Here is a 25,535-nt window from a genome sequence, read left to right as displayed (position 1 = left end):
CTAAAGTATGGGTAATTTTGTATAAAACTCCGATTTCCTACTCAGCATCCTTCCAATTCCGAGCAATTTCTTCATCCTTCTGGAGTTGGTCTACCAGTTCTTCAACGGAGTCAAATTTGACCATTTCACGGACACGGTCTAGCCAGTAGACAATGACTGTTTCACCGTAAATGTCATCTGAAAAATCAAAAATATTGACTTCAAAACGTGGCTCTTCTCCATCGAAAGTAACGTTTTTCCCGACACTCGCCATTCCACGATATCTTTTACGCTGCACTTCAATATCGACTACGTAAACACCATCTGCTGGCATATAGGTTCGATTTCTTAAAACTAAGTTTGCTGTTGGGTAACCGATAGTCCGTCCACGAGCATTCCCATGAACAACCATTCCACGTGACGGTAGAGGAGTGCCAAGTAAATGACCAGCTTCCCTGACATCTCCATCAAGAATAGCTTGACGAATACGAGTAGAACTAATTTTCCCCTTTTCATCCTCAACAGGAGGAACAATGATGATTTCTCCATCAAAATAGTCTTTTAAATCATCCGCAGTTTTCTTATCAGAACCAAACGTGTAATCAAATCCCGCTACAATAATCGCGGGTTTTAATGCTCTAACATAGGTATCAAAGAACTCTTGACCCGTTAAACTAGCAAATTTACTACTAAAGTCAAGTAAGAAAAGAGCCTCTACTCCATGCCATTTCATCTTATGTTCCCGTTCTTCATGGCTGACAATATGAAGCATTAATTCTGGCTTGTACGGTTGCAAAGCAAGCTTAGGGGACTCTGTAAAGGTCATCACGACAACTGGTAGATAATCTTTCATAGAAGCCTTACTAGCTACTTCAAAAAGCTTCTGATGTCCCTTATGAATACCGTCAAAATAGCCTAATACAAGAACTGTTTTATCAGGTACTGCGATGTCTTTTTCATTTTTTATAGGTACTGTTGTAATCATGAAACTATTATATCATAGAGAAAGCCTTTTCGCTAAAAGGAAAGCCCAAATGTCGTTTTTTGCCCCTGAACTGACCTTAAAAAATCATTCAAGATGTTAGTTTTAAAAAATAGCATCCCCTAAGAGATGCTATCGTTTGGTAACTAGTCTACTGTTTCTTCCAAATCTTTTAACTTCACCGAAACAATTTTTGACACACCTGATTCTTGCATGGTCACTCCATAGATAGAATCGGCTGCTGCCATGGTTCCCTTACGGTGGGTCACAACGATAAACTGGCTGTCCTTGTCAAAGCGGTTGAGGTAATCCCCAAAACGCTTAACATTGGCTTCATCAAGAGCAGCCTCTACCTCATCCAAAATCACAAATGGAATAGTCTTAACTCTAATAATAGAGAAAAGCAAGGCTAGAGCTGATAGGGCTTTTTCCCCACCACTCATGAGGTTGAGGGACTGGATTTTCTTGCCTGGTGGTTGAACAGAGATCTCAACCCCAGCTGTCAGCAAATCCCCCTCAGTCAAAATCAGGTCCGCCTGACCTCCACCAAACATCTGCTTGAATGTCACTTTAAAGGACTCACGAATGGCTTCAAAGGTTGATTTAAAGCGTTCCTTGACCTCATCATTCATCTCTGTGATAGTCTCAAGGAGCAGATTTTTCGCTGACAAAATATCATCTCGCTGACTATTTAGAAAGTCCAGACGGTTGTGAACTTCTTCATACTGGTCAATAGCTTCCAAGTTGACAGGACCCAGTGTGCGAATAGCCTTCTCTAAATCCTTAACTTCTTGCTCTGCCAGATTGAGATTTTCCAACTCATGAGACTTTTCTAAAGCTTCAGTATAGCTAATCTGATACTGGTCTGTTAATTGACTTTGTAGATTGCGCAAGCGATCGCTGACCTTTTCTTTCTTAGCTTCAGCACGTGTTTGCTTTCGAATCCATTCCTCATTCTGCTGGCGAGCCTGATCCAAATGACTGGAAATATCATCCAGCTGACCTTCAATATCATCCAACTCAAACTGCTTGCGAATCAAACCTTGTTGGAGGTTTGTTTTCTGAGTTTTGGCTTCTTCTACCTGTTGACTGAGCAAATCTGTATCAACTTTCTCAAGATTGTCAACCTTTTCTTGAAGAAGACGCTGGATTTCCTCTTGTTCTATATCTAAATTGTCCAATTCTTTGCCTAAACGCTCAATATCAGCAACTTCATAACGTTTTTGTCCTTGCAGTTCTGTCTTAAGCAGGCGAGCTTGCGCTACCTCTTCCTGCAAGTTTTGATAGCGTTCTTGGATGGCGTTTTTGTTAGACTTAATCTCTTCAATCTCAGCTTCCAGATTTTGCTTATCACTGGCGATTGTAGCAAGGCGCTCTTGGCATTTTTCCTTGTCCACTTGCCAATCTCCCTCAGTAAGACGATTTAATTCCTCTTCTTGGAGTTTCCAAAGAGTTTCTAGCTCTTCAACTTGCTGACTAGTTTGCTGATAAGCGAGGGACAAACCTTGCTCCTGAATACGAGCCTGCTCTCCTTGAGATTTGATAGCTTCTAAACTTTCTGTCAATCTAGCCATCTCATCTTGCAAGGTCTTCAAAGTCGCCTCTTCTGAACGAAGACTTGCTTCTTCTTCAGCAATTTCTTTTTGTAATTGCTCCAGTTCTGGCTTGATAAAAATGCTGTTATTCTGGCGATTGGCACCACCTGCATAAGAACCACCTGTGCGCAACTCTGTTCCATCCAATGTCACCATACGAACCTGATAACGAACCTGGCGAGCTGCTGCACGCGCATGTTCCACACTATCAAAAATAGCTGTTGTAGCTAGCAAGTTCTTGAAAATAGCTTCCAACCTATTATCGAATGTCACCAAGTCATCTGCCATACCAAGGAAACCTGGACTTGCAGAGATAGCATCTTGGTTCTGACTAGAAATCGTACGCGCCTTGATAGTGGTCAAAGGAAGGAAGGTGGCACGACCAGCTCTGTTTCGTTTGAGGAAATCAATCGCCTTAGTTGCCGCCCCCTCATCTTCTACAATGATATGCTGACTGCTGGCTCCCAGTGCAATCTCTAGGGCAGTTTGATAATGTACATCAAAGGTCAGATGCTCACTGACTGCCCCAATAATCCCACCAAGGCGGGTTTTTTCTTGGAGAACACTCTTAACACCTGCATAAAAGTTACTATGATTTCTCAGGATATTTTCCAAACTTTGGGCTCTAGCCTGCTTGTTTTTGAGATTATCCAGACGGTCAAAGAGTTGATTTTGTTGAGCCTGATAGGAAGATTTCTGATCCTCTTGCTCCTTGGCAATAGCTTGGTAGTCGGCCAATAATTTTTGAACCTGCTCCTTGGCAGTTTCAAGCTCAGCCTCTTGCTGACTAGCCTTCTCTTTAGCTGAAGCCAGTTGTTCTTTGAGCTTTTCTAGTTGATCTGCTTGTTTTTGAGAAAGCTGACGGCTATTTTCCAACTCATTCTCGATACGGGTTAACTGGTTTGAGACATCGGCTTCTTCTTGTAAAAGGGCTACAAAGCGTTCACGTAAGAGCTCAATCATCTGATCAGGATCATCTGAAAAAGCTAGCAATTCAGCTTCTAAACGATTGAGCTTTTGATTATTTTGGACTAGGTTTTCCTCTAAAAGCGCTAAAGAGCTTTCCTTATCAGATTTTTCTTTGCTGAGTGAATTTCTCTTATCCTCCAAAGCAGCCAAACGGGCTTGTGCTTCCTGTTGATTGAGGGCTACTTGCTCAGATTCCAGTTTCGATAGGGCTAATTTTCTCTCTAAATCACTAATCAGACTGGTCAAATCCATCAAACTGCCTTGATCTTTGGCCATTTCAGCCTGTAAATCTTGGCGTTGCTTCTTAAGATTCTGATTTTCCTCTTCTAATTTTTCACGCTTCTGGTAGTAGCTCGTCAAGAGTTCCTGAACCTGTGCCAACTCTTCTTCTGTCGAGTCTAGTTCAGCCTTATTTTCCTTGATTTGAGCAACCAGCACGTCTAAATAAATAGCCTTACGTTGACCTTCCAAGTCTAGAAACTTACGAGCATTTTCAGCTTGCTTCTCAAGAGGCTTGATTTGATTATCCAACTCATAAATAATGTCCTCTAAGCGATCTAGATTATCCTGAGTTTGCTGCAGTTTGCTCTCAGTTTCTTTTCTGCGAGTCTTGTATTTCAAAACTCCAGCAGCCTCTTCAAAAATAGCTCGACGTTCCTCAGGCTTGGAATTAAAAATCTCCTCAACCTTCCCTTGGGAAATGATGGAGAAGGAATCTCGTCCCAAACCTGTATCCAAGAAAAGATCATGAATATCACGCAGACGAACTTTCTTGCCGTCAATCTTGTATTCGCTATCTCCACTACGGTAGATATGGCGTTCTACCCTGATTTCTTGACCAGCGTCCTTGATAAATCCGTCATGATTATCCAAAGTCACAACTACAGAAGCATAATTGAGCGGCTTGCGACTTTCTGTTCCGGCAAAGATGACATCCGGCATCTTACCACCACGGAGGCTCTTGACACTAGACTCCCCCAAGGCCCATCGCAGACTTTCTGTAATATTCGACTTTCCAGATCCATTAGGACCCACAACTGCCGTCACACCTTGGTCAAAGACGACCTTGGTCTTATCAGCAAACGACTTGAATCCTTGAATTTCAATTTCCTTTAAATACATGAATCAAGCCCCTTCTCAACTGCATTTTTAGCAGCTTCTTGCTCTGCTAGTTTTTTTGAGCGACCATGACCTTGACCGATACTCTTACCTTCGACAAGAACTTCTACATCAAAGACCTTATCGTGGGCAGGACCCGTTTCAGAAATCACCTGATAACGAATAGCCACATCTCCATTGACCTGAAGTAACTCCTGTAGATGGGTTTTGTAGTCTGTAATCATCTCAAACTCGCCTGCTTCAACCTTAGGAATCATGACTTGATAGATAAATGCCTTAACCTTGGCCACATCCTTGTCCAAAAGAAGAGCACCAAGAAAGGCTTCAAAGGCATCACCAAGAATGGTGTCACGGTTACGACCACCAGACTTTTCTTCCCCTTTACCCAGCTTGATAAACTGATCAAACTGACAATCACGCGCAAAACCAGCCAAACTCTCCTCACGGACAATCATAGCACGGAGTTTAGACAAGTCTCCCTCAGGCTTTTTAGGATATTTTTTATACAGATATTCTGAAATCAATAACTGTAGAACAGCGTCTCCTAAAAATTCCAAGCGTTCATTGTGTGAAATTTTTAAGAGGCGGTGCTCATTGGCATAACTCGTATGAGTAAAGGCAGTCTCCAGTAAGTTTTTGTCTGCAAATTCGATTGCAAAATGGTTCTTTAGTACAGTTTGTAATTCTTTCATACCAACCTCTTTCTAACTGATAACAGTCCTTTTTATTATATCAAAAAAAGCCCCCTGAGTCACTTTAAAATGGGACTGGAAAGCATTTGGGCATTCTTTAAAAAGAGATTTTCAGTTTTAAGGGCCAATTTAGGGCTGTGTAAAGAAAAAAGCCCTATTAAAGGCTTTTTAGGATGTTTACATCCACCCTGAGGGAATCGAACCCCCATCTCAAGAACCGGAATCTTACGTGATATCCATTACACTAAGGGTGGAAACTTGTTTTATTATAACAGAAATTTGCTCTAATAACAAGTTTTTTTCTGGCCAAATAGCCCGTCTTAGTGGGAAGCATCCCCATTCCAAATAGAGTTTTTCACGATAACATAATCAACGTGTTTAAGGTCAGCAACCTGACGTCCACCTGCATATGAAATAGCACTTTGAAGGTCTTGTTCCATCTCAGTTAAAGTGTCTTGCAGATGACCTTTAGCAGGAAGCAAGATACGTTTGCCTTCCACATTTTTGTAAGCACCTTTTTGATATTGTGAAGCTGAACCATAGTACTCTTTGAACTGTTCACCATCAACTTCAATCGTTTTCCCTGGACTTTCGATGTGTCCTGCAAAGAGGGAACCAATCATGACCATGCTAGCACCGAAACGAATAGACTTAGCAATATCACCGTGAGTACGAATTCCTCCATCAGCAATAATCGGTTTACGTGCAGCCTTGGCACACCAACGTAGAGCAGCCAACTGCCAACCACCTGTACCAAAACCTGTCTTGACCTTGGTGATACAAACCTTACCTGGACCGATTCCGACCTTAGTAGCATCCGCACCAGCATTTTCCAATTCACGCACAGCTTCTGGTGTTCCCACATTTCCAGCAATGACAAAGGTATCTGGCAATTCTTTTTTGATGTGTTGAATCATAGAAATCACGCTATCCGCATGACCGTGGGCAATGTCAATCGTGATGTACTCAGGAGCATCAGCCTTGAGCTGGCTCACAAAATCATACTCATAATCCTTAACACCAACAGAGATAGAAGCAATAAGCCCTTGCTCATGCATACGCTTAATAAAAGGAATGCGTCCTGCCTCATCAAAACGGTGCATAATGTAGAAGTAACCACCTTTAGCCAGTTGCTCAGCTACCTTTTCATCCAAAATTGTCTGCATATTAGCTGGCACAACAGGTAGTTTAAAGGTGTGCTTTCCTAGAGTGACACTTGTATCCGCTTCTGCACGACTTTTAATCACACATTTATTTGGAATCAATTGAATATCTTCGTAATCAAAAATTGGAAATTCATTTAACATCTCGATGTCTCGTTTCTTTTGTAATGACCTACCTATGCTCTCGCATCACTACGTCTTTTCCGACGTTTCCTTAATTTATTATAAACCAAAGTACAGTTTTTGTCAAATATTTTTATAAATCAAAATTTATTGTTCGGATTTTATTGTATGAATAAAAAAGAAAGAGGAGAGATTATTTTCTCCCCACTTCTTCTACATTCTAATAATACTCACCCTGACGATAGTCCCATGAGTTAAAGGTGTCTGACAGGTGCATCATAATCTTATCAATGTCAAGCCCTTTGCGGATTACAACTGGAGCTGGTGAAGTTGAACGTGCTCCTCCTTGTTCTGGGATGAGTTTACCGTATTTATCAACCATAGAGACCATCACACCTTGCTCGTAGCGAGTTTCAATCGTTTTGTCAGGCTGGATAGATGCCACATAGTCGTCTGCCTCGATAACAAGGTCAACTGCCCTTTCGATGCGTTCTCCGATACCTTCTACTTTACCACGGTTTCCTTTTCCAGATGGGTTTGCAGATGAGGCATAGACCATCTTGCCTTCTTCCCAAAGTTTGGCAGCCAATTGTTCACCAGCTTTCCCAAACTTGATAACGAAACAGCTAGTACCACGCACATCAGTCATCAGCTCTTCACGGCCATCCCCATAAGCTTTCAATTTCTCAAAGGCTTCTGGTTTCCAAGGAAGGATACAACCAAGAAGAATATCTTCGTCCCAATGTTTTTGGTAGAAGGCTTCAATTTCTGGGTTGAGTTGTGCTAAAGCGCGAAGCTCATCCATGCTACCACAGAGAACAACACCTGGTTTGTTACGGTTACGCTCTTTGGCTTCAAACTTGCGTTCAAGTCCTGCCTTATCGCTAGTCATGATGATATAACCAACTTTAGTAGGGCAAACGATACATCCGCCCTCACCTTTTAAAATGTCATAGCCTTCTTGTGAAAGTGTTCCGTTCCATTGAATGTGTTTTGTCATAGTTCTATTTCCTTTTCTATTTTTCTTCTAATCCTGCCAGTAGGCTGGTCGTTGTTTTTCATAAGCAGCAATCAAGTCTTCATACTGCAAGGTAATTCCGATATCATCCAAACCATTTAAGAGTTTGTGTTTCCATTCGCTATCGATTTCAAAAGTGAATTCTCCAACTGGTGAAATGATTTTTTGTTGTTCCAAGTCCACAGTTACCTGGTCAGTTGGTTGTAGCTGGGCTAGTTTCTCTCTAACCTCTCTGGGCTGAACGATGGGCAACATGCCATTATTGAGTTCATTATTGTAATGAATATCACCAAAAGACCCTGCAATCACAACCTTAAAACCATAGTCCGCTAGAGCCCAAGCTGCATGTTCCCTCGAAGAGCCTGCGCCGAAGTTATCCCCTGAAATGAGAATACTGGCTTTGCGGTATTCAGGTCGGTTAAAGACAAAGTCTGGGTCCTCAGTATACTTGTCATCCAGATAACGCCAAGCATACATGAGGTACTTACCAAAGCCTTTTTTATCAATTAACTTGAGAAACTGCTTGGGTAGGATTTGGTCGGTGTCGATATTATCATTCATGAGAGGAACGGTCGTTCCCGTATAAACTGTAAATTTCTCCATATCCTCTCCTTACTGGGCTTCTGGCATTTGCCGAACATCTACGAAGCGCCCTGCAATAGCTGCCGCAGCTGCCATGGCTGGACTGCAGAGATGGGTCTTAGCACCAAAGCCTTGTCTATCTTCAAAGTTTCGATTGCTGGTTGAGGCACAGTGGACACCATCTGGAACCTTATCAGGATTCATCCCTAGGCACATAGAGCATCCTGGGTCTCTCCACTCAAAACCAGCGTCTAGGAAAACCTTGTCCAAGCCCAACTTCTCAGCAGCTCGTTTGACAGGACGAGAGCCCGGAACCACGATAGCCGTTAAGTTAGGAGCTATTTTCTTCCCTTTGACAAATCGCGCCGCCAGCTGCAAGTCACTGAGACGAGCATTGGTACAAGAACCGATAAAGATATAGCCTAGTTCAATATCAGCTGGCTTTTGACCAGGCTCCAAGTCCATGTAATTGTAGGCTCGTTCATCATTCATATCTTTGATTTCTGGGAAGCTACTGTCAAAGTCAACCCCCATAGCAGGATTGGTTCCCCAGGTCACCATGGGAGCCAAGTCTGAGACATCCATCCGGATAACCTTATCGTAAACGGCATCCTCATCACTGACAAGGGTCCTCCAATCCGCCACAGCCTCTTCAAAATCCTCTGGAACACATTCCCGTCCCTTGAGATAATCATAGGTGGTTTGGTCCGGATTCATGATTCCCATCTTGGAACCAAACTCGATGGACATATTGCAGATGGTCATTCGCTCTTCCATGCTCAGTGCATCAATCGCTTGTCCCCGATATTCCACCACGTAGCCAACGCCGCAAGCAACGCCGTACTTGGCAATCAGGGCGAGAATGTAATCCTTGGAATAAACTCCTTTTTGAGGAACACCAGTGAATTCCACCAACATTTTCTTGGGTTTGACCTGCCAGAGGGTCTGTGTTGCAAAGACATGTTCGACCTCACTGGTCCCAATCCCAAAGGCGATGGCTCCAAAAGCTCCGTGGGTTGCCGTATGGCTGTCTCCACAGACGATAAATTTTCCTGGTTGAGTCCGTCCTGTTTCTGGACCCACCATGTGCACGATCCCCTGCTTTTCAGAACCGTGGGCTGCATGTTCAATCCCAAACTCCTCAACATTTTCAGCAAGCTTATCAATTTGAGCCTTAGAAATCACATCTCGAATATCATAGATATTGACTGTTGGGACATTGTGGTCAAAGGTTCCAAATGTCAAGTCTGGCCGTCTCAATCTGCGACCTGTGTTTCGCAGTCCTTGAAAAGCTTGCGGGCTAGTCACCTCGTGGATATAATGCTGGTCCACATACATGAGTTGGGGCTGCCCCTCTTCTCCTGTGATGACATGACGGTCCCATAATTTATCAAAAATCGATTTTCCTGCCATCCATTACCTCCAAATAAAATATAAGGCTCCTAGTGTGGTCACCATCCCAAGAAACCAAACTGTTTTAAAATACCATTTTCGAGTCTTGTGGTGAAAGATGATTCCTGCTAACCAGGCACCAAAACCACCACAAACAAAGGCTAAAATGAGTAAGATTTTCTCTGGGATGCGCCAAGCTCTTCTCCTTGCCTTGGATTTGTCAATAGCATAAATCAAGAAAACCATGACATTCCAAATCAAAAGGACTAGAGTAATTTTTACGTCTAACTTCATAACCTTGCAATAATAGCTTCCGTCATTTCCTTTGTCGAAGCCTGTCCTCCTATATCTCTCGTTAAAATTTCAGATGCCAAACTTGCCTCAACAGCACGTTCAATGCGCTCCGCATCCTCATGACGTCCAAAACTATCTCTCAACATCATGGCAACTGATAAAATCATGGAGATAGGATTTGCAATTCCTTGACCTGCAATATCAGGTGCTGAACCGTGAATAGGTTCATAGAGACTTGGTCCATTTTCAGAATGACTGGCTGATGGCATAACTCCAAGTGTGCCAGATAGAACGCTTGATTCATCAGAGAGAATATCTCCAAAAAGATTCTCCGTTACAATAACATCAAACTTGGCAGGATTGGTAATCATAAGCATAGCAGCTGAGTCCACCAGTTGGTGTTCCAAGGTCACATCTGGGAAAGCCTGTGCGACCTTCTCAGCTACTTTCCGCCAGAGTTTTGAAGTCGCTAGAACATTTTGCTTATCAATACTAGTAACGATTTTTCTCCGACTTCTTGCTATTTCAAAGGCTTTGCGAATAATCCGCTCTACTTCCTCATAGCTGTAGTCGTTGATATCACGGGCTTTTCTCTCTTCAAGAATATGATCTCCAAAGTAGATCCCGCCTGTCAACTCACGCACCACGACAAAGTCCACACCAGCAATTCGTTCTGGTTTGAGAGGTGACAAATGCTTAAGACTGTCAAAGATTTTTACAGGGCGAATATTAGCGTAAAGATTGAGTTCCTTACGGAGAGCCAGCAAACCTTGTTCAGGCCGAACCGCTGCTCCATCATACTGAGGACTACCGATAGCCGCTAGGAGAATAGCATCTGCTTCATGACATACCTTGAGGGTTTCATCAGGTAAGGGATGACCTTCAGCATCAATACCTGCACCGCCAAAGGGTCGTCTATCAATCTCGTAGTCAAAGCCTGTTTTTTTAGCTAGAGCCTCCAGAACTTCTAAACCAGCCTCCATGATTTCTGGGCCGATTCCATCCCCTGCTAGAGCTACTATTTTCTTTGTCATAGCATTCTCCTTTACACACTAGGCATATCGCGATAGGAAACACTGCGTCCCATCTCACCAGCATTCTCTTTTTGAACAAAGGTATTGGCATTGATGTAGGCAATAGCAGATGCTTTCAGTACATCGAAATCAAGCCCTGCTGCATTAAAGATGGTTTCTGTATCTCTGTTTTCAACAGTAACCAAGACCCGAGCTTGGGCATCAATTCCATCTGTCACAGCGTCAATAGTATAGGACACCAAGCGGACGGATTGGTTAAAGAACTTATCGATAGCGTTAAAGATTGCTTCAACGGAACCTTGCCCTGTCGCATTAAATTCGACCTTCTCACCATCCATATTAGCAAGGCTAACGAGCGCTTCGATGTCATTATCTGCATGAGTTTGAAGTTGTAAATCATCAAAATGGAAGCCTTCTGGGTTTTCAACCATGGTTCCAGCCACCAGTGCACGAATATCTGCATCTGTGATTTCTTGTTTCTTATCTGCCAGTGCCTTGAACTTAGCAAAGAGTGGTTTGATATCCTCTTCTGTAAAGTCTAGGGCCAATTCTCTTAGTTTCTCAACAAAGGCATGGCGGCCAGACAATTTACCAAGCGGAAGACTATTACTCTTAACACCGACCAATTCAGGTGTGATAATCTCATAAGTAAGAGGATTTTTAAGGACTCCGTCTTGGTGAATACCAGACTCGTGAGAAAAGGCATTGCCACCAACCACAGCCTTGTTTTTAGGAACTGGAATACCAGAGAAGCGAGAAACCATTTCTGACGTATTCATTGTTTCATCCAAAACAATATCACTAGTTGCTTGGAAGAAATCCTCACGAATCTTCAAAGCAACAGCTACTTCTTCAAGAGCAACATTACCTGCGCGTTCACCGATACCATTAATAGTTCCCTGGACACGTCCAGCACCGTGTTTAATTGCTGTCAAAGTATTTGCAGTTGCCATACCGAGATCATCATGACAGTGGACACCAAAGACAACTTTATGATCTGATTTAATATTTTCAGTCAAGTGATCAAAGATGCGTGCAAACTCTTCTGGCGTGGTGAATCCAACCGTGTCAGGGATATTGATATAAGACGCACCAGCATCAACCGCTGTTTGAACGACTTGTAATAGGAAATCCAACTCTGTTCTAGTCGCATCCTCTGGAGAGAATTCGACCACTTCAAACTTAGAACGTGCATAAGAGACATGCTTCTTAATAGCTTCTAGAATCTCTTCCTTGCTCTTATTGAGCTTGTACTTGCGGTGAATCGGACTGGTAGCGATAAAGACATGAATCTGTGGATACTTGGCATCCTTAAGTGCCTCATAACAAGCATCAATATCAGATTTTACAGAACGAGCTAATCCTGTCACTGCTGTTTTTTTCATGGCTTTAGCAATTTCTTGAACGGCTATAAATGAATCTGGACTAGCAGCCGGAAAACCAGCTTCAATTACAGAAATTCCCCATTTCTCCAGCTGTCTTGCAATGGAAACTTTTTCCTTTATTGAGAAGTTAACACCAGGTGTTTGTTCCCCATCACGAAGACTTGTATCAAAAAATTCAACTTTACGCATAAGATTTCCCCTTTTCCAAATGTGGTTTTAAAAAAACATCTCGCTCAGAAGTCCAAGCGAGATGTTGATTCACTCCCGCTTGGTAAGCCAAACAGGACTAATGCTTTTTGCACTAGCCCGAGTACCTCAACAACAAAGCAAATTGATTAAACTTAGCTGTTTTCATGTTTGACTTTCTCCTTCGTTTGATATCTTGTTTAGTATTGTAGCATAGGCAAAAGCACTTGTCAAGAAAAAATCTATTATTTTCTGAAAATTTCTTCAGTAGAGAATATTTCGCTAATTGAAAGTTCTTGAAAATCCTTGAAAAGTTTTATTTTTTAGAAGTTAAATTCCAACTTTTTTCAATCAATTCCAGTACTATTTCATCTGACAACGTATCATCAAGTGCCACACTAATCCAGTATCTCCTATTCATATGAAAAGCTGGATAAATGCCATTTTGTGAAAGCAAGTCCACTACTTGGTCGTGTTTGAGGTTGACTGCTTCCACCTGTCCTTCTCTGCCCTTTTCTAGCCTATCCCAAGGTATTCTCATCACAACAGCATACCACTTCTTATTGTCTTCATGTCTTAACACTGCCGTATCAGGCGATTTCTCCCACAGATACTCCAGCTGATTACCATACTTTTCCTGAACTTGAGTCATGATTCGCTTGGTCTGAGGACAGATAAAATCCTGCACCTCAAAACAAGCCTTTCGAATCTGGTAAAGAATCTCCAGACAAGCTTCACGGACATTTCCGACAAAACTTCCTCTCATGCTTTCCATATGGACTTGAGGATAGAGATCACCCGTTTCCCGGTCAAAGACCTGAAAACACACATTATCAGCAGTGATGGAGACTGTCATGACAAAGTCACCTTGCAAAATCTGGCAACTATAGATCCAGACTCCACTATTTTCTACAAAACCAAAAGCATGAGCCTTTTCTTGATTAAACTGATAGGATTTAAAAATTTCAAACATAAGTGAAAACTGCTACCAAAAGCTAGCAGTTCCTTTCTATTTTTTAAAAGACAACCTTGGTTCCATGCAATTGTGTCACACCTAGCTGATCGATAAAGGTTTGACGGTTGTCAAGGTCAATCCCGCCACCTGGTAGAATTTCAATCTTACCTTTAGCGTGCTCTAAAATTCTGTGATAGTGAGCAAAACGTTTTTCTAAGGAGTCACCAGATACACCCGCACGAGTCAGAATTCGAGTGACACCAGCTTGACTAAGCCAGTCAATAGCTTCCAGTTGATCTTCATCGCTCAATTCATCAAAGGCCATGTGGAAGACAATTTCCATTCCTTTTGATGCAGCAATTAACTTTTCAAGATTAGGCTTATCCAACTTCTTATCAGCAGTTAAACCCCCAAATACAACTCCTTGACTTCCAGCCTGAGCAGCCAACCGAATGTCTTCTAGCATAATTGCAATTTCTAGTTCATTATAGACAAAGTCGCCACCACGTGGACGAATCATGGTCATGATGGTTGTATCGTAGTTAGCTGCCAATTCAACCGCTGCCTTGGTCACTCCATAGCTGGGAGTTGTCCCACCAACTGCTAGATTGTCACAAAGTTCGATTCGACGAGCTCCAACCTGCATCGCTTTTTCAAGCAAGGTCACATTTTCAGCACAAAATTCGTAAATCATTTGATTCTCCTTGAAAATTACTTTAAATTTATTATATCATATTGTTGTGAATATGCTTTCAATTTTATCAAGGCAAATAACTACTATTTTAACTATTCTTTGTCTGGAATAACCTTAAAGAGATAATAGGTTATAAAGATAGTCAAAGCACCCAGACCGATTTTGACTGGTAAGAGAGGGGCAAAATAAATGGAAATTCCCATCAAGATGTAGATAGATACGATAATTTTTTTCTTTCGTTCACGCGCAATAGACTTGGTCTCGCGAAAATCAGCTACATATGCTTGATAGAGCTTAGTATGATAAAGCCAATCTTCGAAGCGCTTGGAACTTCTGGAGAAACAAGCAATAGACAACAAAAGAAAAGGCGTTGTAGGCAGCAAGGGCAAAACAACCCCAATAATAGCCAAGGCCAGTGATAAAAAACCAATTATCAAATAGATAAGACGCATAACTTCTCCTAGTTAAAATAATCTTCTTCTAGTTTCGCATAAAATGATGAATTTTGTCAAGTTCTAACCAAAAAGAGCCTGAAATTCACTTTCAGGACTCTTCTCTTATTTAATCTTTTCTTCCTCGTAGTCACCCTTGCTACAAACAACCTGCTTACCACCACCACGGACTTTTTTCTCCATGAGGAAGTTGCCACATTTTGGACAGTCACGACCAACAGGCTTATCCCAAGAGGTAAATTCACATTCCGGATAACGATTGCAACCATAGAAGAGGCGGTTACGCTTGGTTTTACGCTCAATGATTTGTCCCTGATGACAACTTGGACACTCAACACCAATCTCTTTCACGATTGCTTGGGTATGACGGCAATCTGGAAAATTGCTACAAGCGTAGAATTTACCAAAACGACCAAGTTTAATGACCATTGGACTGCCACACACTTCACAGTCAAATCCAGCTGGTTCATCCTTGATTTGGATTTTTTCCATTTCTTCTTCAGCCTTGGCGACTTCTTTTGAGAATGGTTTGTAAAAGGCATCAATGACACGTTGCCACTGCTCTTTTCCGACTTCGACATCATCCAGTTTGCCTTCCATTTCGGCTGTGAAGGTCACGTTTACGATATCTGGGAAATATTCAACGATGAGCTTGTTAACAATTTCTCCCAACTCTGTTGGTTCAAAACGTTTAGCTACAAGGCGAACATAATAACGTTTCTGAATAGTTTCAATAGTTGGCGCGTAGGTTGACGGACGTCCAACCCCATTTTCCTCCAAGGTCTTGATCAGGGTCGCTTCAGAATAACGAGCAGGCGGTTGGGTGAAATGTTGCTCTGGTTTGCTATTGACCTGTTTAACCACATCTCCAACAGCCATATCTGGTAACATCTTATTCTTGTCAGAATCATTATAAATGGCAAGATAACCATCAAACTTAATCTGACTACCATTAGCAGCAAATTGAATTCCATTTTGCGACAATTTAACAGCCATGGTATCAAAGACAGCAGCTGTCATCTGGCTAGCCACAAAACGATTCCAGATAAGAGTATAAAGCTTAAGCTGATCCTTGTCCAGATACTTAGCGATGCTTTCAGGTGTATTAAAAACACTAGACGGGCGAATAGCCTCGTGGGCATCCTGAGCTCCTGAAGCATTTTTGACCTTGCTACCATGCTTAGAATACTTACTACCAAAACGGTCCGTAATGAAGCTTGCTGCCTCATTTTGCGCTACAGGACTGATACGAGTCGAATCGGTACGCATATAGGTAATCAAACCTTGAACACCAGAACCAATATTAATCCCTTCATAAAGCTGTTGGGCAACCATCATAGTCTTTCGAGTACGGAAGTTAATTTTATTGGCAGCGTCCATCTGCATGGATGAAGTGGTATAGGGTAAAGGAGCATTGCGTTTGCGCTCTTTCTTATCTACCTGATCCACTGAAAAATCCTTACTAGTCAGACGAGACAAGACTTCCTTGACCTCATCATTGCTAGTCAATTTCAGCTTTTTGCCATCCACTCCATAGAAGGAAGCTTGAAATTGCTTGGTTCCCTTTTTAAAAACACCATCAATTGTCCAGTATTCTTCTGGTTGGAAGGCATTAATTTCATTTTCACGGTCAATGATTAACTTAAGCGCAATGGACTGAACGCGACCTGCTGACAAGCCCTTCTTGACCTTTTTCCACAAAATAGGCGAAATCGAATACCCTACCAAGCGGTCCAAAACACGACGAGCCTGTTGGGCATCGACCAAGTCCATATCAATCTTGCGAGGTTCTTTAAAAGCATTTTTGACCGCATCCTTGGTGATTTCATTGAAGACCACACGGTTGGCATCATTTTCATCTAAGTTGAGAATGTGAGCCAAATGCCAAGAAATCGCTTCTCCTTCACGGTCCGGGTCACTCGCCAGAAAGACTTTATTAGCTTTTTTAGCTTCTTTTTTCAAGTCATTGATAAGAGGACCTTTTCCTCGGATATTAATATATTGCGGTTCATAATTATTTTCAATATCGACGGACATACTGGATTTCTTCAAATCCCGAATATGACCGACACTGGCTAAAACCTTGTAGTTTCTGCCGAGATATTTTTCAATCGTCTTGGCCTTAGCAGGCGACTCCACGATTACTAGATTTTTTTTAACTGTTGATTTTTTCTTTTTTGTTGCCGTAGCCACAGTATCACACCTTTTCAAAGTAATAAACTTTATAAAGTGTAAACCATTTTGGCATAACTGTCAAGACTTAGCTCCTATATAGAAGAAAAGTTTGTCTAGTAAGCGAAATTTCGTCTTAAAATTCAAATTCTGCAAGAACATCCTGCCCACTGGTGACCAATTTTGCCCCTTCCTGAATCAAATGATGGCAACCGCCTGATAGTCCATCTAAAATGCTACCAGGAATAGCAAAGACATCGCGTCCTTCTTCCATTGCTCTCTCACAGGTAATGAGACTGCCTGAGCGCATCTTGGCCTCTGCTACAATCACGCCACGACAAAGTCCAGCAATGATGCGATTACGGGCAGGAAAATGAAATTTTAGAGGTTGTACGCCAGGTCCATATTCACTGAGAATCAGATGGTCATTGCCGATGTAGTCTTGCAAGCGTTTATTGGCTTTAGGATAAAACACATCCAATCCTGTTCCAATCACTGCAATAGTTTTTCCGCCATTCTGAAGAGCTGCCATATGAGCTGCTGTATCGATACCCTTGGCTAATCCACTGACGATAACCAGTTCATTTTCCAAGCCCTGAATGACTTTTTCAACTGACTTAGCTCCCTGTTTGCTACAAGCACGACTGCCCACGACTGCTACCTTAGGAAATTTCAAGAGATCAAGATTTCCCTTGTAAAATAAAAGTACAGGCGCATCGTATATTTCACTCAAATCCCAAGGGTAACAGTCATCTAAAATAGAAAAAGATGGAAATTTTTGAAATTCTTTCTCCAAATGCGAATCGTCTATCTGAAAATAACGTTCCATAAAAACGGCTGGATTTCGGCAACCTGATATATCTGCAATATCACCTAACAACAGTTCTTGATCAACATTTTCACCGTATTCTAGGACATTCAAAATCTGTTGATTGGTCAAACCTGATTTTTTTAACTTATAGATTTCATAGTTTGTGATTTTCATAAATATCTCCATTTCTTTTTCTACTCATCTATTTATTCGTAAAAAATCAAAAAAACATCCGACTATTTTAGCCAGATGTTGGAATCTTTAATTTTCGTTTTTAAGAATTTCTTCTAATTTATGGTAGTCTTGGACACTATCGATTTCATAGATACTATTGCCTTCTAATTCTTCAACATAGACATCCAGCTCTTTGATATTATCCTTAACCATATTGTCCCAGTAGAGATCAACAAATTCACCACTTGCATAAGCCTTGTCGATAAAGCTGACAATCTTTTCTGCAGTTGGAGCGTCCCAGAAGGATACACCACTAAGGATACGACCAGCCTTGCTATCAACAGTAATGTCTTGAACCTTATAGTCATCTCCATAGACCAAGAACCATTCGTTGGTACAATCTTCACGATAGACACTAAAATAAGTCGAACGAGTCAAATCATTGCGGAACATATTTTTAAAGAGATAATTATCGGCATCAATAACATAGCTATTGGCCAATTCTTCTTTTACAAGATAGAGAGAGTAAAAGTTATTGTAGTCAGCGTATTTATCATTGAAGACGAGGCGAACACCATATTTTTCTTTCAAGTAATCGAATTGTTCTTTAAGGTAACCAACAATGATGATGATTTCATTGATTCCTTTTTCTTTTAAAAACTCAATTTGGTATTCAATCAAGGGTTTTTGATTAACCTGAACCAAGGCTTTAGGGGTATTTTCAGTCATAGGACGCAAGCGAGTTCCCAAGCCCGCTGCTAAGATAATGGCTTTCACACGAATCTCCTTTATTCTTTAATAATAATATAAACTCCAGCAATGACGACAAGTGACGTAATAATTGTCAGCATATCTAGCGGTGCGCCCAAGAAAACAACTGCAAACAAGACAGTCCAAACTACATAACTCACGTTCAAGCCTGTAGCCTTGGCTGGTTGCAAGCGATTGATAGCGATATAATAAGCCAAGTAGGAAATCATATCAAAGGCTGCAAAGACAATCATAAGACCTAGTAATTGTCCATTGGCCACTTCTGCAAATGACTGATGAGAAAAGAGCACAATCACAAGATAGGACAAGAATGAAGTCACTTGACGGATTAAGAGGGCTTCGATTTCACTCAGTTCACTTTCCATGGCAAAAGAGCTAAGAACACTCTCACTTCCCCATGCAATAGCACAAACCAAAGCACAGAGAATCCCAATGTAGAAGGAATTGACCTGTTCAACCTTATAGGTCTGAGCAATAATCCCTGCAATAATCAAGACAATACCAAATACAGTATTTTTTGAAATCTTGTGCTTCAAAAAGAAGAAAGCCAATAAAACCGAAATCGCAGGGTAAATAGCCGATACAGATGAAGCTAAGGAACTTCCGATATACTTAACCGCATAAAGATTGGCCTGCATACCAATAGGGCCTGCTAGCAAGGCTCCGATGATCACACTAACATTGCGAATATTTAAGAAAATTGAAAGACGAACTTTTCCTTCTTTTACCAAGAGAAAAGCTAGTAAGATAAAGATACTCAAGAAATCGTGAGCAGCGGCCACCACAAAGGGCGACAAATCTGTAAAAATCGAAAAGATATAAGCACTAATCGTTAGACCTAAACCCCAGAAAATACCTGAGAGTAGACCAAAAGAAACTCCATTTTTATTTTTCATCTGAACCTCCATAATATGACAAACCTTTAACAGCTCTTTGGTAACGATTCACACCATAGTCACCAAAATCTGCGCCTTGCTCTTCCTTATAGACAGTCCATAGACTCCAAATAGTATCTTGTAAAATTTTATAAATGGCAATCTTTTCACGAGAGACAGGTGTTTGCTCACTCTCATAGTGAGATAAGAAGGCTTCTTCCTCTTGGGGAGTGAATTCGGACTCTAAAAAGAGAGCAGCCAAATCCCACATTGGATCGTTCATTGATGAATATTCCCAGTCAATCAGATATAGACGTCCTTGAGGTGATTCGATAAAGTTTTCAGGCACCAAATCGATATGACAAGATTTTCTATCAACACCTAAGTCAGCCAGTCTTTTCTCTAAGGAGAAAACTTCTTTTCTAACTGCTTCATAGTTGGCATAAGGGATTTTCTCTTCAATCAAGGATTCGTATTTTTTGATTTCTTCAAAAGGAGCAAATTCTCCTCTTAATTCCTTGCCAGAAGCATGAATAGTTTGTAATATTGGAGCAATTTTATCAAATTTGGTCTTGATTGACATTGAATCAAGCGTAATCGCAGATTCGATATACTCATTTACTTTGATACCAGCTTCAATATCAAAAAGATAATTTTTTACATCTAAGTCTAAATCCTTTAGTAGTTCAAGATTGTACTTTTCATCTTGACGATTAATCAGTTTTTCTGTCCCTTTACCAAAAAATTTAACAATGTATTGCTTATTTGTCGTTTTGATCAAATAGTTTTGATTGGTCATTCCCCCCAGTTGTTCAACATTGAGGACTTCCTCTTCTTGACTAAGTAAGGAAGAAATTTTTTCTTTAATGATTTTCTCCACAATTAACCTCCAGGACTTATACTTCCCACTTAAACACGGTTTTAAAGGCTGTGTTTAAATCGGTTGCAAAGACACGGTGAATATCTTTAATTTCTCTTACAGGTTCTTCTAGATAAAGGATATTTTTAAGACGATTGGCAAATTTCTTGACTTCCATCATTTGGATTGCATTTTCAAAATCAATGCGACCAGAACGAGAGGACCCAACTAAGAGCAAGCCCTTTTCTAAGGCATCACGAGTATTGAGATTGACTTTATATTCGCTAACTCCCATCATGAGAATCGTTCCCTGAGGACGAATGTAGCGAATCAAGTCATTAATAGCTGGTCCAGTACCATCACCACCACAACACTCAAAAGCATGGTCAAAGGCCAAATCTTCAGGAATATTATCAGTAATATAACATTCTTTGGCAAATGAGAAAAGTTCCAATTTTTCCCAATGACGACCAATAACCACAATCTCTGCATCTGGCAAAGTATAGTTGATAATATTAGCAACCACAAAAGCTAAACTTCCATCTCCGATAACGGCGATTCGGTCCCGCTTGCTATGAGCAAGGGTCAATAGACGACTCATAGCGTGCATACCGACACTGACAAACTCTGTAATCGCTGCAACCGTATCTTCGATAGCATCATAAGCCACCACACGATCTTTAGGAAGAGAAACAAACTCTCTCATAAAGCCATCAAATCCACTAGACAAGAAATGAGCCCCTGTCATGTAGTTTTCATAGAATTCTTCATCACTCTGCATAGGAGGCTGATTAGGAATCATGACAACTTTTTGCCCAACCTCATAGGTTCCTGTCGGGTCAGAAATAACGGTTCCACATGACTCGTGAATCATTGCCATTGGAAGCTTTTTATTCAAAATCTTTGGATCACGTTTTCCTTGGTAGTAACGCTGATCCGCATGACAGACCGCCATATAATTAGGGCGGATGAGGATATGATTCTCTTGGTCAATAGCCTCTTCCTGATATTTGACATTGATAAACTTAGGCTTAGTTAGTTGATAAATTTGATTAATCATTTTACTAGTCTTTCTCAATCATACTTTTTGCAATCTTCAAATCTGTTACGGTTGTAATCTTCAGATTTGAGTATTCACCTTTGGCCAAGGCCACATCTTTTCCTTTGATCACAAAGATTTTACATGCATCTGTCAAGATTTCCTTCTCTTCATCAGAAAGAGATCCATAAAGGTCCATGAAGTCCTTGCAACGGAATGTTTGAGGTGTTTGTCCTTGATAAAGGTGAGCACGATTTGGAATATCTGTAATAAATTGACCATTGGTACTTTCAACGATAGTATCAACCGCTTCTACAACTGTGTCCACTGCGTCATGATTTTGGGCAAGTTGGATATTGTCCTGAATCATGCGAAGCGTAATAAATGGACGAACAGAATCGTGGGTAACAACGATATCCTCTGGTGTAAGCGGACGATAAGCATCAATGGCTTCAATGATTTTCTCAATACTTGTATTGCGGTCAGCACCACCTTTTGTAATGATGATACGTTCCTTATGAAGAGGAAGATATTTATCTACAAGATCTTCTGCATGAGAAACCCAGTCTCCATGAACCCCAACTACAATTTTTTCAATACTTGGTTCCAAGACAAATTTTTCAATTGTATGAATCAAGATAGGTCGATCACCTAGCTCTAAAAATTGTTTTGGCAAGTTACTGATTCCCATACGTGTGCCAGTTCCACCAGCAAGAATTCCTGCATAAATCATCTTTTTTCTCCTTTGTCTTACTAAAAAAACTTATTCTCTCTATTATACCACAATCTAGTCCTATCATAAAAGAAATACTAGTCATCCCGTTCTAGAATAGGAGGATTAAGCAGTTCCATTATTCAAAGAAACTGGTCCATTTCTAGTAGTGACTAGGAATTCTGTAGTCATTACTAATAAATGGCTGTGAAATTTTAGAGTTCTTCAGAATAATATACTTTCCTTAAAAAAATCTTAAAATTAAACTTTGAAACTTCAAAGTGATTGCTTGACTTACTGCCCTTCATTTCTTATTAGCTAACTTTATGATATAATGAAAAACGAGGTAAATTGAATGAAAAGTATAAAATTAAATGCTCTATCTTATATGGGAATTCGTGTCTTGAATATTATTTTTCCCATCTTAACTGGTACCTACGTCGCGCGTGTCTTGGACCGAACTGACTATGGTTACTTCAACTCTGTCGACACAATTTTGTCATTTTTCTTACCCTTTGCAACTTATGGAGTCTATAACTACGGTTTACGGGCCATCAGTAATGTCAAGGATAACAAAAAAGATCTGAATAGAACCTTCTCGAGTCTTTTTTATTTGTGCATAGCTTGTACGATTTTGACCACCGCTGTCTATATCCTTGCCTATCCTCTCTTCTTTACAGATAATCCAATCATCAAAAAGGTCTACCTTGTTATGGGGATTCAACTCATTGCCCAGATTTTTTCAATCGAGTGGGTCAATGAAGCTCTGGAAAATTACAGTTTTCTTTTTTACAAGACTGCCTTCATCCGTATCCTGATGCTGGTCTCTATTTTCCTGTTTGTCAAAAATGAACACGATATTGTTGTCTATACACTTGTGATGAGTTTATCGACACTGATTAACTATCTGATTAGTTATTTTTGGATTAAAAGAGACATTAAGCTTGTTAAGATTCACATAAGTGATTTTAAACCGCTCTTTCTCCCTTTGACAGCCATGTTGGTCTTTGCCAATGCCAATATGCTCTTCACTTTTTTGGATCGTCTCTTCCTCGTTAAAACAGGGATTGATGTCAACGTTAGTTACTATACCATGGCTCAACGAATTGTGACCGTTATAGCTGGTGTTGTAACAGGAGCTATCGGAGTGAGTGTGCCTCGTCTCAGTTACTATCTAGGAAAAGGCGATAAGGAAGCCTATGTCGCACTTGTTAACAGAGGCAGTCGAATCTTTAACTTCTTTATCATTCCACTGAGTTTTGGACTCATGGTTTTAGGACCAAATGCCATCCTACTTTACGGTAGTGAAAAATATATCGGAGGTGGTATCTTAACCTCTCTCTTCGCTTTTCGTACGATTATCCTGGCCTTAGATACCATTCTTGGTTCCCAAATTCTCTTTACAAATGGCTATGAAAAACGAATCACAGTCTATACAGTCTTTGCAGGATTACTCAATTTGGGCTTAAATAGTCTCCTCTTTTTCAACCACATCGTGGCTCCTGAATACTACTTACTGACAACTATGCTATCAGAGGCCTCTCTACTTGTTTTCTATATCATTTTCATCCATAGAAAACAACTCATCCACTTAGGACATATCTTTAGCTATACTGTTCGATACTCGCTCTTTTCACTTTCCTTTGTAGGAATTTATTTCCTGATTAATTTCTTGTATCCCGTGGATATGGTCATTAATTTGCCATTTTTGATTAATACTGGTTTGATTGTCTTGCTATCAGCCATCTCTTATATTGGTCTACTTGCCTTCACCAAAGATAGCATTTTCTATGAATTTTTAAACCATGTCCTAGCCTTAAAAAATAAATTCAAAAGATCATAGGAGTTTAGAATGAAACAACTAACCATTGAAGATGCCAAACAAATTGAATTAGAAATTTTGGATTATATTGATACTCTCTGTAAAAAGCACAATATCAACTATATTATTAACTACGGTACTCTGATTGGGGCAGTTCGACATCAAGGCTTTATCCCTTGGGACGACGATATTGATTTGTCCATGCCTAGAGAAGATTACCAACGATTTATAAACATTTTTCAAAAGGAAGAAAGTAAATACAAACTTTTATCCTTAGAAACAGATAAGAACTACTTTAACAACTTTATCAAAATAACCGACAGTACAACTAAAATTATTGATACTCGGAATACAAAAACCTATGAGTCAGGTGTTTTTATCGATATTTTCCCTATGGATCGCTTTGATGATCCTAAGATCATTGATACTTGTTATAAACTGGAAAGCTTCAAACTTCTGTCTTTCAGTAAACACAAAAATATTGTCTATAAGGATAGCCTCTTAAAAGATTGGATACGAACAGCCTTTTGGTTGCTCCTTCGACCTGTTTCTCCTCGTTATTTTGCACATAAAATCGAGAAAGAAATTCAAAAATATAGTCGTGAGAATGGACAGTATATGGCTTTTATCCCTTCTAAATTTAAGGAAAAGGAAGTCTTCCCAAGTAGTACCTTCGATCAAACAATCGATCTCCCCTTTGAGAATTTAAGCCTTCCTGCACCTGAAAAATTTGATACTATTTTGACGCAATTTTATGGAAATTATATGACCCTACCACCAGAAGAAAAACGCTTCTACAGTCATGAATTTCACGCTTATAAATTGGAGGATTAGGATGCAGTATTTAGAAAAAAAAGAAATTAAAGAAATTCAACTAGCCCTGCTAGACTATATTGATGAGACCTGTAAGAAACATAATATTCCTTATTTTCTCAGTTATGGAACCATGCTTGGAGCTATTCGCCACAAAGGTATGATTCCATGGGATGATGATATTGATATTTCTCTCTATCGTGAAGATTATGAGCGTTTACTGAAGATTATTGAAAAAGAAAATCACCCTCGCTATAAGGTTCTTTCATACGACACTTCTTCTTGGTACTTCCATAATTTCGCATCGATTTTGGATACTTCTACTGTTATCGAAGACCATGTTAAGTACAAGCGTCATGACACCAGTCTCTTTATTGATGTCTTCCCAATTGATCGCTTTACAGACTTGAGCATTGTCGACAAGAGTTATAAGTATGTAGCCCTTCGTCAACTAGCTTATATCAAAAAATCACGCGCAGTTCACGGTGATAGCAAATTAAAAGATTTTCTAAGATTATGTAGCTGGTACGCCCTCCGAGTGGTCAATCCCCGTTATTTTTACAAGAAAATTGATCAGCTAGTCAAAAATGCTGTAACCAACACTCCTCAATATGAGGGAGGAATTGGTATTGGTAAAGAAGGAATGAAAGAAGTCTTCCCAGTTGATACCTTTAAAGAACTCATCTTAACTGAGTTTGAAGGCCGTATGTTGCCCGTCCCTAAAAAATATGATCAATTTTTAACTCAGATGTATGGGGATTATATGACACCACCATCAAAAGAAATGCAGGAGTGGTATAGCCACAGTATTAAAGCTTATCGCAAAAGCTGATTAAGCAGTAGTTTACAAGAAAAAAATATAAAAGAAGAGAA

The 25,535-nt window shown here is 40.4% G+C and carries 23 protein-coding genes and 1 tRNA gene; 3 read left to right on the top strand and 21 right to left on the bottom strand.

Annotation, left to right across the window (positions count from 1 at the left end; genetic code table 11):
- Window positions 1-37: 37 nt before the first annotated feature.
- From B7700_RS03035 to B7700_RS02935, 21 genes are all read right to left on the bottom strand, one after another.
- Window positions 38-964: a bifunctional riboflavin kinase/FAD synthetase gene (locus B7700_RS03035; RefSeq protein WP_084887044.1), complete on the bottom strand. Its 927-nt coding sequence runs from the start codon at window positions 962-964 to the stop codon at window positions 38-40.
- A 143-nt stretch (window positions 965-1,107) separates the two neighbouring features.
- Window positions 1,108-4,647 (bottom strand): chromosome segregation protein SMC, encoded by a 3,540-nt coding sequence (gene smc, locus B7700_RS03030; protein ID WP_084887042.1) that lies wholly within the window; start codon window positions 4,645-4,647, stop codon window positions 1,108-1,110.
- A complete protein-coding gene (gene rnc, locus B7700_RS03025; protein WP_084887040.1) occupies window positions 4,638-5,336 on the bottom strand; it encodes a ribonuclease III in 699 nt (232 codons plus the stop codon). Before rnc ends, smc begins: the two co-directional genes overlap by 10 nt.
- Before the next feature lie 182 nt (window positions 5,337-5,518).
- Window positions 5,519-5,590: transfer RNA gene (locus tag B7700_RS03020), tRNA-Arg, on the bottom strand.
- Between the two features lie 66 nt (window positions 5,591-5,656).
- The gene (locus B7700_RS03015; protein WP_084887038.1) at window positions 5,657-6,643 is read right to left on the bottom strand and encodes a GMP reductase; all 987 of its coding nucleotides are present in this window, start codon (window positions 6,641-6,643) and stop codon (window positions 5,657-5,659) included.
- Between the two features lie 199 nt (window positions 6,644-6,842).
- A complete protein-coding gene (locus B7700_RS03010) occupies window positions 6,843-7,622 on the bottom strand; it encodes an L-threonylcarbamoyladenylate synthase (protein WP_084887036.1) in 780 nt (259 codons plus the stop codon).
- Between the two features lie 27 nt (window positions 7,623-7,649).
- The gene (leuD, locus tag B7700_RS03005) at window positions 7,650-8,243 is read right to left on the bottom strand and encodes a 3-isopropylmalate dehydratase small subunit (protein ID WP_084887034.1); all 594 of its coding nucleotides are present in this window, start codon (window positions 8,241-8,243) and stop codon (window positions 7,650-7,652) included.
- A 9-nt stretch (window positions 8,244-8,252) separates the two neighbouring features.
- Window positions 8,253-9,635, bottom strand: a complete 1,383-nt coding sequence (leuC, locus tag B7700_RS03000) for a 3-isopropylmalate dehydratase large subunit (protein WP_084887032.1) — start codon at window positions 9,633-9,635, stop codon at window positions 8,253-8,255.
- Window positions 9,636-9,638: 3 nt separating this feature from the next.
- The gene (locus tag B7700_RS02995; protein WP_084887031.1) at window positions 9,639-9,908 is read right to left on the bottom strand and encodes a DUF1294 domain-containing protein; all 270 of its coding nucleotides are present in this window, start codon (window positions 9,906-9,908) and stop codon (window positions 9,639-9,641) included.
- Complete coding sequence (leuB, locus tag B7700_RS02990) at window positions 9,905-10,942, bottom strand: 3-isopropylmalate dehydrogenase (RefSeq protein WP_084887029.1); 1,038 nt, start codon at window positions 10,940-10,942, stop codon at window positions 9,905-9,907. The genes B7700_RS02995 and leuB overlap by 4 nt, the downstream gene beginning before the upstream one ends.
- An 11-nt stretch (window positions 10,943-10,953) precedes the next feature.
- Window positions 10,954-12,516, bottom strand: a complete 1,563-nt coding sequence (locus tag B7700_RS02985) for a 2-isopropylmalate synthase (protein WP_084887027.1) — start codon at window positions 12,514-12,516, stop codon at window positions 10,954-10,956.
- Window positions 12,517-12,829: 313 nt separating this feature from the next.
- Window positions 12,830-13,486: an MmcQ/YjbR family DNA-binding protein gene (locus B7700_RS02980; RefSeq protein ID WP_084887025.1), complete on the bottom strand. Its 657-nt coding sequence runs from the start codon at window positions 13,484-13,486 to the stop codon at window positions 12,830-12,832.
- Between the two features lie 43 nt (window positions 13,487-13,529).
- On the bottom strand, window positions 13,530-14,162 hold the full coding sequence (locus B7700_RS02975; RefSeq protein ID WP_084887023.1) for a copper homeostasis protein CutC: 633 nt from the start codon (window positions 14,160-14,162) through the stop codon (window positions 13,530-13,532).
- Window positions 14,163-14,254: 92 nt separating this feature from the next.
- A complete protein-coding gene (locus B7700_RS02970; protein ID WP_004258004.1) occupies window positions 14,255-14,614 on the bottom strand; it encodes a YbaN family protein in 360 nt (119 codons plus the stop codon).
- A 105-nt stretch (window positions 14,615-14,719) separates the two neighbouring features.
- A complete protein-coding gene (topA, locus tag B7700_RS02965) occupies window positions 14,720-16,807 on the bottom strand; it encodes a type I DNA topoisomerase (protein WP_084887021.1) in 2,088 nt (695 codons plus the stop codon).
- 115 nt (window positions 16,808-16,922) lie between these two features.
- Window positions 16,923-17,771 (bottom strand): DNA-processing protein DprA, encoded by an 849-nt coding sequence (gene dprA / locus B7700_RS02960; RefSeq protein WP_084887019.1) that lies wholly within the window; start codon window positions 17,769-17,771, stop codon window positions 16,923-16,925.
- 87 nt (window positions 17,772-17,858) lie between these two features.
- The gene (locus B7700_RS02955; RefSeq protein WP_000643977.1) at window positions 17,859-18,548 is read right to left on the bottom strand and encodes a sugar phosphate nucleotidyltransferase; all 690 of its coding nucleotides are present in this window, start codon (window positions 18,546-18,548) and stop codon (window positions 17,859-17,861) included.
- 11 nt (window positions 18,549-18,559) lie between these two features.
- Window positions 18,560-19,438, bottom strand: a complete 879-nt coding sequence (locus B7700_RS02950; RefSeq protein WP_000791828.1) for a DMT family transporter — start codon at window positions 19,436-19,438, stop codon at window positions 18,560-18,562.
- The gene (gene licA, locus B7700_RS02945; protein ID WP_084887017.1) at window positions 19,428-20,297 is read right to left on the bottom strand and encodes a choline kinase LicA; all 870 of its coding nucleotides are present in this window, start codon (window positions 20,295-20,297) and stop codon (window positions 19,428-19,430) included. Before licA ends, B7700_RS02950 begins: the two co-directional genes overlap by 11 nt.
- A 16-nt stretch (window positions 20,298-20,313) precedes the next feature.
- The gene (locus tag B7700_RS02940; protein ID WP_000609874.1) at window positions 20,314-21,336 is read right to left on the bottom strand and encodes a ribitol-5-phosphate dehydrogenase; all 1,023 of its coding nucleotides are present in this window, start codon (window positions 21,334-21,336) and stop codon (window positions 20,314-20,316) included.
- A 4-nt stretch (window positions 21,337-21,340) separates the two neighbouring features.
- Window positions 21,341-22,048, bottom strand: coding sequence for an IspD/TarI family cytidylyltransferase (locus tag B7700_RS02935; RefSeq protein ID WP_000638496.1), 708 nt, complete (start codon window positions 22,046-22,048; stop codon window positions 21,341-21,343).
- Between the two features lie 334 nt (window positions 22,049-22,382).
- Here B7700_RS02935 and tacF point away from each other — a divergent pair, with 334 nt between their 5' ends.
- From tacF to B7700_RS02920, 3 genes are read left to right on the top strand one after another with little or no spacing between them, the layout of a single operon-like run.
- On the top strand, window positions 22,383-23,870 hold the full coding sequence (tacF, locus tag B7700_RS02930; protein ID WP_084887015.1) for a type IV teichoic acid flippase TacF: 1,488 nt from the start codon (window positions 22,383-22,385) through the stop codon (window positions 23,868-23,870).
- 9 nt (window positions 23,871-23,879) lie between these two features.
- Window positions 23,880-24,683, top strand: a complete 804-nt coding sequence (locus B7700_RS02925; protein WP_084887013.1) for a LicD family protein — start codon at window positions 23,880-23,882, stop codon at window positions 24,681-24,683.
- A 1-nt stretch (window position 24,684) separates the two neighbouring features.
- Window positions 24,685-25,494 carry a LicD family protein gene (locus B7700_RS02920; RefSeq protein WP_084887011.1) on the top strand — a complete coding sequence of 270 codons (810 nt, stop codon included), beginning with the start codon at window positions 24,685-24,687 and terminating at the stop codon, window positions 25,492-25,494.
- The last annotated feature ends 41 nt before the right edge of the window (window positions 25,495-25,535 follow it).

The sequence above is a fragment of the Streptococcus mitis genome, from assembly GCF_002096755.1.
Lineage (GTDB): Bacteria > Bacillota > Bacilli > Lactobacillales > Streptococcaceae > Streptococcus > Streptococcus mitis_AC.
The sequence above is the reverse complement of the archived record's forward strand: the minus strand, read 5'-3'. Positions and strand labels throughout refer to the sequence as shown.